Source organism: Pedococcus sp. P3_C7 (assembly GCF_056402615.1).
The window spans coordinates 1-14,185 of sequence record NZ_JBFUHC010000010.1; the positions used below are offsets into that span (position 1 = coordinate 1).

10 protein-coding genes are annotated in these 14,185 nt (G+C 62.1%); 9 read left to right on the forward strand and 1 reads right to left on the reverse strand.

Translation table 11 applies throughout. The features are described 5' to 3' along the window. The 7 genes from AC1DS4_RS14235 to AC1DS4_RS14265 form a co-directional block, all read left to right on the forward strand. Window positions 1-258: hypothetical protein (locus AC1DS4_RS14235; protein WP_477646057.1), on the forward strand; the 258-nt coding region annotated here is incomplete at its 5' end. A gap of 1,105 nt (window positions 259-1,363) precedes the next feature. Continuing rightward, on the forward strand, window positions 1,364-1,783 hold the full coding sequence (locus AC1DS4_RS14240; protein ID WP_477633556.1) for a very short patch repair endonuclease: 420 nt from the start codon (window positions 1,364-1,366) through the stop codon (window positions 1,781-1,783). A gap of 112 nt (window positions 1,784-1,895) precedes the next feature. Continuing rightward, complete coding sequence (locus AC1DS4_RS14245) at window positions 1,896-2,474, forward strand: hypothetical protein (RefSeq protein ID WP_477633503.1); 579 nt, start codon at window positions 1,896-1,898, stop codon at window positions 2,472-2,474. A gap of 143 nt (window positions 2,475-2,617) precedes the next feature. Then, entirely contained in the window at window positions 2,618-4,075 is a 1,458-nt protein-coding gene (locus tag AC1DS4_RS14250; RefSeq protein WP_477633504.1) for a DNA cytosine methyltransferase, read from the forward strand. Between the two features lie 42 nt (window positions 4,076-4,117). Beyond that, window positions 4,118-5,542, forward strand: a complete 1,425-nt coding sequence (locus AC1DS4_RS14255; protein ID WP_477633505.1) for a hypothetical protein — start codon at window positions 4,118-4,120, stop codon at window positions 5,540-5,542. A gap of 148 nt (window positions 5,543-5,690) precedes the next feature. Then, window positions 5,691-7,385: an ATP-binding protein gene (locus AC1DS4_RS14260; RefSeq protein WP_477633506.1), complete on the forward strand. Its 1,695-nt coding sequence runs from the start codon at window positions 5,691-5,693 to the stop codon at window positions 7,383-7,385. Between the two features lie 1,068 nt (window positions 7,386-8,453). Continuing rightward, complete coding sequence (locus AC1DS4_RS14265; RefSeq protein ID WP_477633507.1) at window positions 8,454-9,356, forward strand: hypothetical protein; 903 nt, start codon at window positions 8,454-8,456, stop codon at window positions 9,354-9,356. Here the strand turns inward: AC1DS4_RS14265 and AC1DS4_RS14270 are convergent. Continuing rightward, window positions 9,294-10,505 (reverse strand): IS110 family RNA-guided transposase, encoded by a 1,212-nt coding sequence (locus AC1DS4_RS14270; RefSeq protein WP_477633508.1) that lies wholly within the window; start codon window positions 10,503-10,505, stop codon window positions 9,294-9,296. The two genes, AC1DS4_RS14265 and AC1DS4_RS14270, sit on opposite strands and share 63 nt — an antisense overlap. Window positions 10,506-10,748: 243 nt before the next feature. Here AC1DS4_RS14270 and AC1DS4_RS14275 point away from each other — a divergent pair, with 243 nt between their 5' ends. Both AC1DS4_RS14275 and AC1DS4_RS14280 read left to right on the forward strand, forming a co-directional pair. Then, window positions 10,749-11,666 carry a P-loop NTPase family protein gene (locus AC1DS4_RS14275; RefSeq protein ID WP_477633509.1) on the forward strand — a complete coding sequence of 306 codons (918 nt, stop codon included), beginning with the start codon at window positions 10,749-10,751 and terminating at the stop codon, window positions 11,664-11,666. A gap of 359 nt (window positions 11,667-12,025) precedes the next feature. Continuing rightward, a complete protein-coding gene (locus AC1DS4_RS14280) occupies window positions 12,026-13,807 on the forward strand; it encodes a hypothetical protein (RefSeq protein ID WP_477633510.1) in 1,782 nt (593 codons plus the stop codon). Window positions 13,808-14,185: the final 378 nt, after the last annotated feature.

The following is a 14,185-nucleotide window of genomic DNA, read 5'->3' on the forward strand; positions in this document are numbered from 1 at the left end:
TACGTGCCGGTGCTGGTCGTGGTGGCGGTGGTGATGGTGGACCAGGTGGTGGAGGTTGAGGGGCGGCGTTGGATGCTGATCCGCCGGGTGGTGTACCCGGTCCCGGTCTTGACCCGTATCGGGGAGCTCAGGGTGTATCCGACGGCGCCAGTGGTGGAGGTGGTGGGCCAAGCAGAAACAGAGGTAGTCGCCACGGCCACTGCGGGGCCGACAGGTGACCCGAACCCGAGCAGTAGGCAGGCAGCTAGTCCCCAGTAGATGCGTGCCCGCCCGAAACGGCTCATGTGCTACCCCCTAAAGGGTGCGCGTGGCCCCTTCCAGTACTGGACGACTTTTGGTCAGGTGACATTGGCCGGACCGAAGACAGCGAAGCGTCCCGAACCTATTGGCCCGACAGGACGGGCCGATATAGCCCACATGGGTGATTCTCATCCAGAAGCCGAAACGCTGGAATGACGCGCGGGACACTACGTGACCGTTACCTACCGCCTCATGCTGCCCCTGATGAGCCGCTGAGACTTGTCCACCGCCAGCTTTCACACTCGGCGCCGACCAACTGCCAACCGAAACCCTGACCTCTGAGCCGGTGACGGGAATCGAACCCGCGTATCGAGCTTGGGAATCTCAGGAGGGCGGCCGAAGCGGCCAACGACGTGCTCGATGCGATGACCGTCAGTGCCCCTTTCCGGCCCGAAGCATCCTGCACTTGTTGTCCGATAGTGGCCCAGAGCCCAATGCAAACTTGGTGCGCTGCCGTCCGTGTTCGCTGGCCTCACCGTCGATGGTGAGGTCGTCTTCCCTGTCATGCCGTGCGTCGAGAGGGCGTTGCGAGACTTCGTCCCAGCACCTCGAGAGCCTCGAAGACCCGTGGGCCGTCGTGGGTCGATGGCATGATTCACAGGAACCAAAAAAGGAGTCGCAGTGGCACAGATTGATCTGTCAACGCTCTCACCTTCGGTGCTCGCTGACGTCGAGCGCCGCCTGGCGGTTCGCTACCGTCTCGATGATGGCTCGAGGCCTAGCGAGACGTTGCGCGAGATGATCCAAGCGGAGCGCTTTGTCGCCAGGACACAACGTCAGGGTCCGCGGAGTAGGACCTATGGCCTCTTGATGAAGTGGCCTGAGCGTGACGAACCCTACTTCCTGCCTGTGCCGAGGTCGTTGTGGAATGTAGTTGACCTCCCCGTGCAGCCCTCCGAGTAACGGCAAATTCTGGTCTCCCACTCGGCGGCCGGGCGCTCTCACGGTACGAAGGCGCGCCGACAGCACGAGACAGGGCGCGCGCCCCGTCCACGCTTCGGTTGCACCACCCGGGACAGGGAGGCTGGCAGCCTCGTACGTTTGCCCAGTGGCGGCGAAGTGGGTGGCAACTGCAGCTGGTGCTCACCTTGCCGGTCGTCGGAAGGAGAGCACGACTCCGGAGGTTCTTCTTCGTCGCGCGGTCCATGCTGCCGGGGGTCGCTTCCGCCTACATCCCAGGCTCGCAAAGGGGTGCACGCCTGACTTCGTGCTTCCGGGCCGGAAAGTCGCGGTCTTTGTCGACGGGTGCTTCTGGCACGGGTGTCCCGAGCACGGCCGCACGAAGGCTTGGACTGGCCCTAACGCGGAGCTCTGGGAGCAGAAGATGCTGCGCAATGCGGAGCGTGATCGTCGGTCAAGTCTGCTTGCGGAAGAGCAGGGTTGGCGGGTCGTCCGGGTCTGGGAATGTCAGGTCCTTCGTGACCCACATGAAGTTGCGTCGAGGATCCTCGCACCTGCAAGTCCTCCCAACCCGGCAAGCTGAGGCAACGATCTCCATGGGCCAAAGGGGGGATAGCGTCCCGACTTGCCATCCGCACTTGGAGCGTTCTGCAAGGCTGGCCGGCATTCGCGCGTCCCGCAAGGAAGGTGCTCTCGTGATTCCGACCTTCGAGGTTGTCCCCTCGCAGCCAATCAACCCGGAACAACTCATCGACTCTTTGACAGTCCAGGAATGGGAGGAAGGGTGGGATGGGAACTTGGAGTACGGCTGCATGTGTCGGTACGACTGGGACGAGGCCAACGACCAGCTGCGCTACGAATCAGTTGCGCTCCGCCAGGCCGACGCCGATTCGGCGACGCACGAAGAATTCGAAGCGTTTCTCGAGCAACTAGACGTGCCACTTGAGTACTACACCGCCATGGATGTCGGGGTCGCAGGCTTGGTCTTGGCGCTGACATGCGCGGGCCTTCGCACGAGCAACTCGTGCCGGGGACATGTGCGTTACAGCCAGCCCTTCGTTCGGGCAGCGGCAACGCCTGCGCATGTCGCCTACCTGCAACCATTGGCGCTCAAGGCTGGCTGCACCCTAGTGCCTGAGAACGGACAGATCGTCATCTTTGCGCCGGACGTGCTGCGCTTCGTCGCACTGGGGAAGGCGATCGTGGACGATCGATCGGTCGCGGGAGAACTCGGCTACCTGGAGGTCACCGGCGATCACGAAGACGACCAGTAACTAGAAGGCGGGAGTGTCCCAAGCGGCGAGGCCTAGCAGCGAACATGCGGACGCCAATCGACTGTTCGACGAAGCAGGAGGCAAGCCGGACATGCCCTCGACGGAGTTCGAACATTAGCTCGAGCTGAGCTAGGCTGGCCCGCGTGACGCCCCCAGCCTTCCGCTTCATTGACCTTTTCGCAGGGATTGGCGGCTTCCACGCCGCGCTCAAGTCGATGGGCGGAGAGTGCGTCTATGCCGTCGAAATTGACCCCCTAGCCCGCAAGGTCTACGAGTCCAACTGGGGCCACTCGGCCCTAGGCGCCAATGACCAGGGCGACATTACGCTTGATGCGGATGCTGACCGTGGTGTCATGGAGGTGCCCGAGCACGATGTTCTCTGCGCCGGGTTTCCGTGTCAGCCCTTCTCCAAGTCCGGCGCCCAGCGTGGCATGGACGAAGCAAGGGGCACGCTCTTCTTCAACATCGCCAGCATCATCAAGGCCCGTCATCCGCGGATCGTGATCCTGGAGAACGTCCGCAACCTTATAGGGCCAAAGCACCAGCACGAGTGGGACGTAATCATCGAGACCCTGCAGGATGAGGGCTACCACGTCAGTAACCAGGCCGCCGTATTCTCGCCCCACCTACTTCCGCCTCACCTTGGTGGCGTGCCTCAGGTCCGCGAACGCGTCTTCATCACAGCAACGCTGGCTCCCGACCTGGTGGCTCGTGATATCGAGTTTGGGGGCCCTGCCCCGGTGGCGACCATGACCGACCGATTCCCGCGCGCCGAGGGAGCCTTGCACCTCTTCGACCCCAAGAAGGATTGGCATCTGGAGGGTCTCCTCGACGACTCGCACAACATCCCAGGGTGTGACCTGACGGATGCAGAGACACATTGGATCAATGCCTGGGAAGAGTTCGTGCAGATCATGAGGCCCCTCATGAACGACCGGCATCTTCCAGGGCATCCCATCTGGGCGGATGCGTGGCTGGACTTTCCAGAGATGAAGCGGATCGACTGGCAGGCTGCGATGATCCGGGTACCCAGCAAAGTGTCGCGGCCTGTGGTGGATTCTGGCCTCCCTGACTGGAAGCAGAGCCATCTGCGCAAGAACCACGACATGTTCGCCAGGCACTTCGCCGCCATCATCCCTTGGGCACATCGCTGGGGGATCTATTCGGAGGTCTTCCCCGCATCACGGCGCAAGCTGGAATGGCAGGCCCAGGAGACCAAATCGCTATGGCATACCGTGATGCACTTCCGCCCTTCAGGCATCCGAGCAAAGAAGGCGACCTACTTGCCGGCGCTAGTGGCGATCACCCAGACCTCAATCGTGGGCCCGCGAGAGCGGCGGCTGTCCCCTCGCGAGACTGCCCGCCTGCAAGGACTTCCGGACTCCTTCATCTTTCCTGGTCAGTCGGCCGCGGCGACGTACAAGCAAATGGGTAACGGGGTCAACGTCGGTGCCGTGTGGCACATCTTCCGTGCCCATGTCGAGCGCGACGCCAAGATCCTGCGCCGAACCGCCCGAGGTCGCGCCATCGTCGCAGCAGTCGAGAAGGCACCCTTACGGCCGAACGAGATATTGGCGAGCCACCGGCCGGCCCATCCGTAGATTCCGGAGGTATGGGTGATCCCTGACGGCTAGCCTGCCCGAGTGCCTGCCTCAGAGAACTGGTCCTTCTTCTTCCCTGCAGAGACGATCCCTGAAGCTATCGAGCGCATCTACGCCCTCACGGGACGGAATCCCGACGATTCGCGGGGCGAAAAGCGAGCTTTGGTCGCGCTCAGGGACTCCTTGGATCTGGATGTTGACCTTGTGCGCACGAACGCTGTGCTTGGTCGCGAGATTGCACGGGTGCTCGCAGTCGATTGGGACCCTAACCTCCACACTGAGCGAAACAAGGTGACGCTTGAAGGCCTGAACGTCCTCCTTGCGGGTGCAACCGAAGCGAGGCGCCTTGGTGCCCTCCGCCGCCTTCGCGATGCTGCGCCTGCCGAATTGACCGGCCCCGCTTGGCGTGCGTTCAACCCTGCACGCTCGAAGATCGAGGCCGTAACACGCATCGCCGCACTTACTCGCGCCGACAAAGAATGGCTCGGACCTGGCGCCAAGGAGCACAAGTCCGTATTGATCAATCTCGCGGACCGCGCGTTTCCAGATGCCGCCCTAAACCGCTCAAGTAAGACCAAGCTGGCCGCATCGCTCGCTAGTGAACTGCACGTGCCGTGGACTGACAAGTGCGAGTCCACGGGTGAAACGATCTCGCTGACCGGCCTCAACATGATCCTCGCCGGAGCCGAGCGACGTCTGGGTTTCCTGGGTTCTGAAGTCTCCGATGTGCTCGCCAGCCCTGAGGACGAAGGCGATGCGCTCGCCGCCGCGTTGCTAGCCAACCTGCCCTCGCGGTGGGAGGGGAAGCGTGCTGTGAAATGGCTCGCGGATCGCGGACTTCGCGGAGCGAACGACAACGAATGGCAAGGCTTCTACGGTGAGGAACGCGCCAAAGTCGTCCTGGCCGGCGCCTTCACCCTCCCCGAACGACCGCGTCGGGTCCGCTACGGCAACACGACCTTCGACTATGCCCTCAACTTTGTTTGGGATATCAAGGTCCACACGGAGACGCAGGTCTTCGAGAATCGCGTGGCCCCAGGAAAGAGCGACACTCTCCTCAACGACGAACGCGCCAGCCGTGCATGCGTCGCCGAACAGGGTCTGGGCTTCCTAATCGTCAACGGCGCGGCCGAGATGGACGAGACCGGTGAGTTCGTGCAGTGGCACCGACAATTCAAAGCCGCTCAACGAGGGCGACCCAGCGCCCCATCCCACTCGGGGAGGAGTCGCACGCGCAAGGTGGCCTTCACGGCGCTGGACGTCGAGTCGTTCTGGGTTCCCAACGCCGAAGCCCTCGAAGCCGCCATCCTGGGGGGCGCCCTCAAGGTGAAGCCGATCGGCCGGCAGGCACCGAAGGTCGTTGGAGGTGAGGGCATCCCGCGCGCGGACAAGCTTGAGATGCGAATGAAGCGCGCCCGCTCCACCATTCGCGTCGCTCGCTACGTTTGGCCTACGCCCAAGGCCTAGTTGCCCGAAACAGGAACAGCCGACTGAACGCCCACTGCCGCAGTTGCCCCGATTTCGCGCTCGCGTCGCCTGTCACCTTGGCTAGAGTCCCTGCCATCGGATCGTGACTCAAATCAAGGGGCCGCTCGTGACTTCACATACCTCGCACGTGTCGCAGGAATCCCTGCTGCGCCAGGCCGTTCTGAACACAAGTCAATCGATCGAACTGCTTCGGGAGGCCGTGTCGAACAGCGTGGACGCTGAGGCCAAGAACATCGACGTCCAGCTCACAAACGCTGGGGGCGAGATCTGGAACCTCGTCATCCAAGACGATGGCAATGGGATGGAGGAGCGCCACATGAAGGCGTTCTTCAATGCGGGCGACTCCGAAAAGGACTTTCCACAGACCGCTATCGGGGAAAAAGGGCTCGGCTCAAAGACGACATTCGTGGCCCGCGAGATCCTTGTCGAGTCACGCCGACACACGAATCCTGGCGTCCTTCTCGTTGGCTCCATGACAGACCCAATGGCATCCCTCTCGCAGGGAACATTGCCTACCTACACGATCGACGCCGATCCAAGCGGCCACGTGCCAGGAATTTCCTCAAAGGGAACGCGTATCACCCTGATGGGGGTGCACCTCACGAGTTTCAATGGCAAGAAGTCCATTGATCCTCAGGAGATTGCCGACCGCGTCATGCATTATTTGCGAAGCATGTGCGCCACTGGCACCGTAAAGAACCGCCATGCTCAGCAGACGCACATCATCGACACTGTTGTTAACGTCGGCACAATCCCCCGGGTCTCTCTCGAGGTAGTTTCGCCGCTTGGCACGGTTACGCTCGGCCCTTTGTCGGGAGCTTTCCAGGTGCCGCCAGTAGATTTGGCACCCACCGGGGGCCCGGTCTCAGAGGGCATCCAGCAAAATTCAAAGAAGTTCTGCGACGTCTTGGACTTTTCGCGAAGCAAGACCATAAGCGTGCAGGGTCAATCGCATACCGTGCACTACGACGGCACTGTCATAATTGCAGGTGAGAAGGTGCGTTCGGAGATGCTGAGCGCCGAACTTAAGCAAGGCTGGACGCAGAAGTCTCAAATGGGTGTCCATTTGTGCAAGGACTTCATCCCGCTGCGCAACGATACAGGGCTGTCGAGGACGCTGTTGGGTGGGGAGTACTACTTCGAATACAAGGTTTTCTTGAACTGCCAGGACTTTCAGCTTAATGCTGACCGGAACGTAATCACAAACGAGGAATCTGACGAGATAGCTTGGATCTGGGCCGATTTCCAAGCGTCGGTTTGGCCCAACATCCAAGCGAAAGCTCGGGCCTACAACGCTATGAAGGATGCGGAAGAGGCGGCAATCGAAGCTGTTAGAAAGACAAACCAGGCGGCCGGCCTCAAAGCTGGCTACGCGAACTCGGCGGATGTCCTCGTCACTAAGCCAAATGCGTCCCTCGCCTTCGTCAAGAAGCCGAAGAAGGAGGCCGACGTTTCGCATCTCCTAGCCATGATGGTTCAGTCTGGCGCTTGGAGTGGTGAATTGGCTCCCATTGCTAAATTCGGCCAGTACATTGACGCCTCGACCGACGTCCTGGTTGAAAAGGCAACCGGGGAGGTGCTGCTGGTAGAAATCGAGACTCAACTCTCGAATCTTTTTAAGCACCAGCATCCGATGAACTCATATGACATGGTCGTCGTGTGGACACTAGGCGGTATGAGCAGTGGAACCAGCCAGAATGCGCCATGGGGGACGAACAGTGCTGTGGTCCCGGTGACACTCTTGCAAAATGCAGCCCACGGCTGGGAGCTCAAGTGGGGGACCCACTCGCGCCCCGTCATCGTCCTCGAGGACATACTCTAAGCTGTCCGGCGAGGCACATCTAATTGATCGTAGATCACGGGCGGGATCGGCGAGGGTCAGTGGCAGCAACCAATAGAGTCGTTCGGCATGAACTGAACTAGGCGGATTAGAGTGACGTACGCACGATTCTTCAAATGCGATCTCCAGATGCAAACGCCTGCTGACAGAATTCATTGGCGGGGGCCAGAGAGGATCAACGCACGGAGTACGTCTTCCGAGCGAAAAGCGGTCGCTGAGGCCTACATCGGACGCTGTTATGACGAGGGTCTGGAAGCCATCGCAATTACCGAACACAACCTAGCAATGCCGGATTGTGACTCTCTGATGCCAGAGTTGGTCGCCGCTGCTGAGGCGATTGCGCCCTCGCGGGGCTACGAGATCCGCATTTTTCCTTGGATTTGAAATTGAGGTGCCGCTTGGCCGGGGCATACATGTGCTCTGCCTATTTGAGCCTGGAACTTCCGTTAATACCCTCTCAGACAAGCTTACGTACCTCGGACTCCCGCCTGGGGAGCGCTTCAACAGCGACGGCGCTCTCCCTATCCGAGAGGCAAGTGGTTTCACGCGTGACAAGCTTGTAAACGCTGTTCAGAACGACCCAACGACTCCCGGACTCATCATTCTCGCCCACGCCGCATCTGGGAAGGGCGTGCTCGACGACAATCAGTTGATTCAATGGTGGTCGGCGGACGTGATCAAAGATGACCGCCTGCTCTGTCTTGAACTTCCCAAAAGCCGCGGCCACTACCTCTCGTTGGCGACACAGCCCCTGACGAAGAGCGTCCTCGAAAATGTTGACGATCGATACGGGCGGGCCCATCCGATCGCCTCCATTTGCAGCTCAGACTGTAAGAGCCTCGAGCCGATCAAAGGTTCGGAGGGAAATCACATCGGGTTTCGGTCCACCTGGATCAAGATGACGAGCCCTAGCATTGAGGGGCTCCGACAAGCCTTCCTCGACCACGACTCGCGCATCCGCTTCGGCGATACGCGGCCTGAGGACGGGTACACGCACGCTTCATCGGTGGCTCGGGCACGGGAAAGTCGACGCTCGTCGACTATCTGCGGATGAATCTGGGTCAGGCTTCGTCTGTTCGTGGTCAGGACGTCAGGAGCAACCACGAAAAGAGCCTCCGAACTGTCAAGACCACGACCAGAGTTGCTGTGGTTGGTCAGTACGAGGACCAACGGCTTCAGATCACGTCGACGGGTCGGAGTGTGGGAACGGTAACGGCGGATTCGATGGCGCTCGAGGGGACGCACGTGGCGGACGTTTTTCCGGTCCGATTCTTCGGTCAGCGCGAGATCTACAACATCGCCGAGGATCGATCCGCGACTGTGGCGCTTGTGGATGACCTTCACCGCGAGGAACTGTCGCGTCTCGCGAGGGAAGAGCAATCCATGCGCACCGACCTCAACGCCGTTGCCCAACGCGCTCTCGAGGCGGTGCCACTGAAGCGTGAGTTGGCGCAGGTCCAGGCCCAGAAGGCCAGAGCCATCACTGCTCGCGATCGCTTGCGCGAGGCTGCGAAGCCGCTTGAAGCGCAGGTTTCTGCAGAGGACCGAGTTCGGACCCTTGAGGCGTTGCTGTCGTCCTCTGACGGGCTGCGTCCCGACTGCTCGGCCGCGCTCGATTCTGCTGCTGCACTCTTGGACGGGATTGATGCCCAGGATGACGTGGCGCTACGGGAGATCAAGGCCGGCTGGTCCACTGCCTTAGAGGCCTTCGGACGGAAGCTGCGTGGCGCTTTGGACGAACTAGACGACACGATCCAGTCCTTGCGGAGCTCCGCCGCGGCCATGGAGATCCACCAGACTGCGAAGGATGCTGCCGACGAAACGACCGAGATCCGTCAAAGCCTGAAGGACCAGGGCATAGACGTGGAGCAGTTCGGCTCCCTTCTGTTGTCAACCGGTCGGCTGGAGGCGCTTGGTGGGTTCGGTCTTCCGGGGCGGTGTGGTGGGGCGTAGCGTCTTTGGTGCGGGTCCGGGAAGTGGCTGATCCGAAGTGTCGGTGTGCGGGTGTGAGCCGGCCGCGCTGGATTGGAGTGACGCCCCGCGGTGCCCTCCCGGGCCCGCCTCCACATCATGGCTGCGGCTGACTGCGGCGTCGGCAACCAGCTGGCGATAGATGGTGTCGGAGATCCGGCGTTTGAGACACCGCAGCGCTTCCAGGGGCTTCTTGCCCTCGGCTCGCTTGCGCCGGAAGTAGGCCCGGCCGTCGGTGTCGATGCGGAGTTGGGTGACGGCGGCGATGTGGATGACGTGGTTGACCCGTCGGTTGCCGGCCCGGGAGAGCCGGTGCCGGTTCTGCTCCCCCGAGGACGCGTCGAGTGGGGCGGTGCCGGTCCAGGACGCGAACCGGTTGCGGTCGGCGAACCGGGCGACGTCGCCGACGTCAGCCAGGACACGCGCAGCGACGACCGGGCCGACGCCGTGGATGTCTGTCAGGTGCGAACCTCGGGCCGCGACCATGGCCTTCAGCTCGGCGGTGGCCTTCTTCATCTTCGCCTCGACCGCGACCAGCTCGGTCAGCTCCTCGGCAGCGATCCGTCGGCGGGTCTTCCCGGCGATGTCGCGCGGGCGCACGGAGGCCAGCATTCGCTTGGCCTGGCCGGTGGTGAGGTCCTTCTTCGCCTGTCCTGGAAGGAGTTCGGCCAACAGCGCCTGCAACCGGTCGACGATCTGGACCCGGCGACGCGTTAGCGCCTCACGACGCTCGACCAGCAGCCGCAGGGCCTCGAGCTCGCCGTCGACCTGCAGGACCCGCAGGCCTCGGGTGCGGACCGCGACCATCGCAATCGAGTGCGCGTCATGGGCGTCGGTCTTGCGGTTGTGCCCGGTGTCGAAGAGCCGGACGCGTGCGGCGAGCTTGGCCGGGACGTCGACGACGTGCTCACCGGAGGCCAGCAGCCGCTGAGCCAGCGGGCGTCCGACGCCGTTGGCTCCTTCGACGGCCCACACCCGTTCCGGCCACGCCTTCGCGTAGGTCCGCATCGCCGCGTAGCCGGCCCGGTCGGTCGTGAAGCGGCCCGAACCGAGCCGCCGCTCCTGGTGGTCGACGACCTCGATCGTCGCCGACAGCTTGTGGGGATCAACCCCGATGACAACGTGCTCCATATGCCACTCCCGCCTGTGCTCGTACCGATGTGGACGGCGAGGTGGGCAGTGCTACTACGAGCAGGGCAGTCCCTTCTTGAGCCACGCCTCGTCACGGCACCCGGCGGGCAGCAGTCCGAAAGTGAGCCACACCGATGAGGCTGGTGGGCAGCCCAATAGAGAGCGTCCCGCCGAGCACCTGGACCGAGTCTGGCCAGACGTCGGCCCTGCCGAAAGTCTCTAGTAGCCCACTATCGGGCCGAAGTGGATCGCCTCGCAAGCGAGGAAGGCGAGCTAACTGGGCGGCTGCTACAAGCGGAGGCTGCTGAGTCCGAACGACAGGCCTACCTGGAAGAGTTCGCCAAGAATTGGGCCGAAGAGACCAAGCTTCGAAGGGACTCGGCAAAGAAGCTCAACGAGGCCGTGCCCAAGACCGCCACCGACACACCATTTGTTGAGATGGAGATCCACCCCTACGGCGACGACCAGGCGTTCCGAGATCAGGTTGCGCAGTTCCGGGGCGACCGTCGACGGCTGTCGGACGATGATTGGACGGCCCTCGTCGGCAGCGTGCTTTCTGCGTCTGGTCAGAGGTCCCCCGGACACGTTCTGCTCGAGTGGGTCGAAGAGGTTGAGGCCGGCCGCAAACCCGACGGGTACCCGTGGGGAAGTTCTCACCGTGAGCGCTTCCTAGCGTGTTTCCCACCCAGCGAACGGTATGGGCTGATAGGTCTCCGAGTTCCGGACCGAGTCTCTGTGCAGCTTCGCAGGCAGGACGGAACCGTTGCCGGCGATATCGAGTCTGGGCTTTCGATCGGGCAAAAGTGCACGGCCGTGCTGGCCATTCTTCTCGCGGTTGACACGAGCCCCGTCGTGATCGACCAACCAGAAGACGAGATCGACAACGAGTTCACGTATCGCGAGATGGTGCCTCTGATAAGGCGAGTGAAGGAACGTCGTCAGGTAATCCTCGTAACCCATGACCCGAACCTTCCGGTGAACGCGGACGCCGAAATGATCTATGCCCTTGAGGCGAGTGACGGACGGGGGCGGTTGAAGCAGGTGGCTGGGGTTCCGGCGCAAGGCTCGCTTGACCAAGTTCACGTTCGACTGGCTGTGGAGGAGATCATGGAGGGGTCCGAAGAAGCCTTCAGGCGTCGGTTTGTGAAGTACGGGTTCTGAGGAGCGGGGGACTGAACTGCCGAGGACGGCGCGCCAGCGCCGCCCGCAGGCAGTTGCCGAGGCGCGAAGCGCCGCCTTGATACCTGAGAGGCGAATCCAGCAATGGACGAGCTGAAGGTTGTGATGCGTGCCGAGTGAATAGGAGTCCACTGATGGCGTTACCGCACTCCGCTCGGAAGCGTCTCGCCGAACCGCTCCGGAATGCCCCAGACCTCCACCGATCATTACGGGAGTTCCACAGCGTGCCGGTCGGGCAGTGGGCCTGGGGCCAGCATGCAACCGCTCTTGTCGGTTCTCTCAAAGACCTGGCCGCATCGATCGCACCACCAGTTGGCGACTTCGATACCGTCCGCCATTGGGTGGATCGGTTCCTGAGCGCGCGTCGGCATGTCCTCTCTCACCTTCTGGCGTTGGAGCCGTTCGCTCCTTTCGATGGCGGCCGTGCCGCTGAGGTCCTCCGACTCGTTGACATAGCAACCACCACGGCTGCAAAGGCAGTGGACGGCAGCGGACCATGGGTTCCTCCAGCCCAAGAACTTCGCGATGCCGCTGACTGGTGGGCCGGCCGCAGGGGAGTGTCTGATGGGACAGAAGCCCTAAGGACTGCATTCGTGATGGCAGAAGCTCCTGTGGATGAGGCAGGCGAGTTTCGCGCGGACTGGGTGCTGCAGCAGTACGCCTACAAGACCCAGGACCTGCTTTCGGACCTCATTCCACACCTTGCCTCGTTCGGTGTCCCAGGTGTCACGGACCTCCTTGCGATCGTCTCGATCGTAGGTTGGGTCCTCAACTGCGAGGATCCCGTGACGGCGTATGTCGAGTTGGATACCTTCGTCCATCGGTACCTCGAGGCCGATCCGACCGTTGCCGCTCAAGTCAACACACATCTCCGAGTCGCCGAACCGGCGCTACGGCGAACGCGCCAGGCTGCGAATCGAGCGCTCGTCACTGCATCAAACGAGTCGGAAGACCCCGAGAGCCGCGCAGCTGCCCTTGTTGATGCGTACAAGCGCACCGTCGAGGGGCCCTTCAGGCAGTTCAGCTGGGCTGTCTACTGCCTCGGAAACGGTGCGTGGGAACCTCCGCCCATGCTTACGAACTTGCGCGACCGTCTAATTGCCGGTGGTGGAAACCTGGGCTCAATCGCGGGCAACGTGGTGATTCCGGCACTTCGTAACAGCGAGACTCACGAGACCCTGACTTGGGACGGATTCACCGATGAGTTCGTCACTGAAGACGGCCGTGTGTCACCCGGTCAGGTGGCGCTCGCCCTTACGCTGGCCGACTCGTTTGTCCAAGGATGCGAAGCCGGGCTTGCGTGCGTGCGAGCCCTCGACGTCAATCCAGACGGCAGCGAGCTCCCCTCTCCCGAGGAAGAGGGGCGGATGGCCTCGTGGCGACGAGTCCAGGCGTTCTTCGGAACGAACCGGCTGCAACTGCTGAATGCGCGGCTAAACACGCGTCACGCGTGCATGCGGGTGCAGGATCTGGATTTCACGGATATCAACCCATGCTTCCAAGCGCTGGTGCTCTCCCATCGCCTATTGCCGGCCGTCGAAACGTTCTCTGTGACCAGCAGCCAGGTTGATGATCCCCTCATCGTTGTGTCATCGGGCGCCCTGGACGCAACGATGCCGGTGTGGGAGTACGTGATCGGCGCTTTGGACCAAATCCCTCTCTCGACCTTCCTGGCGGTCAACTTCGACGCACGTCGACGAATCGAATCGCCTCCGGTCGCAGTTCGTTCTGTTGCCTGGATTGCAGTGGACGACGCACTTGGGGCCGTTGACGGGAGTCCGAGGATTTGGGACGAGAACACGCGGCGACTCATCGAGACACGCCTCCAGGTCGTCGAGAAGGCGATCGAGCAGACACGCCTGGTCTTGGACGGAAACGGTCTTCGACTGGACGACGTGCAAGCCTCGGTTCGGAACCTTCGGGGATGGATCGCTGAGGTCGACGACTCTGACACACGGGGTGTCGAGCGCCACCCCGCGGTCCTGAGGCTTCGGGCGCAGTGGCGGTGTTGGGGACCTGTTGCGCGGCATCCATTGATTCCCGACGCCGACTCGACGGACCTTCCCGACCGTGAGCCACGTTTGAGAGCACGACCGGGCTCTTCGCATTATCGGAGCTTGTGACGCACGCTCACATGAGGGATGCGTCCTCGTAGCGGAGCATCTGTAGGGGCGGTCGGGTTGGGTCAAGGGTGGCCGAAGGCCATCACGAAGTGACGCCGTAGGCGCCCTTGACGCGTTCAGACTGGCCCGGATGATGGGCAGCGTAGAGGGCCAGCCCGGTCGGTGACCGACGACGAAAAGGCAACCACGAACCATGCTGCCTTTGCTCCCGCAGGGACGTTGAGCCCTCGAAGATGGCAGGCCAATTTGCGGCCAGTCGCCTCGCCGAACACAAGGTAAACGAATAGTAAGAAGCTGTCCACAATCGGGACCTAGGGTGGATTTCGGCCTCGACTGGGGCCTCAATGGTGGCGCGGGCACCCGCTCGCGCGACCGATT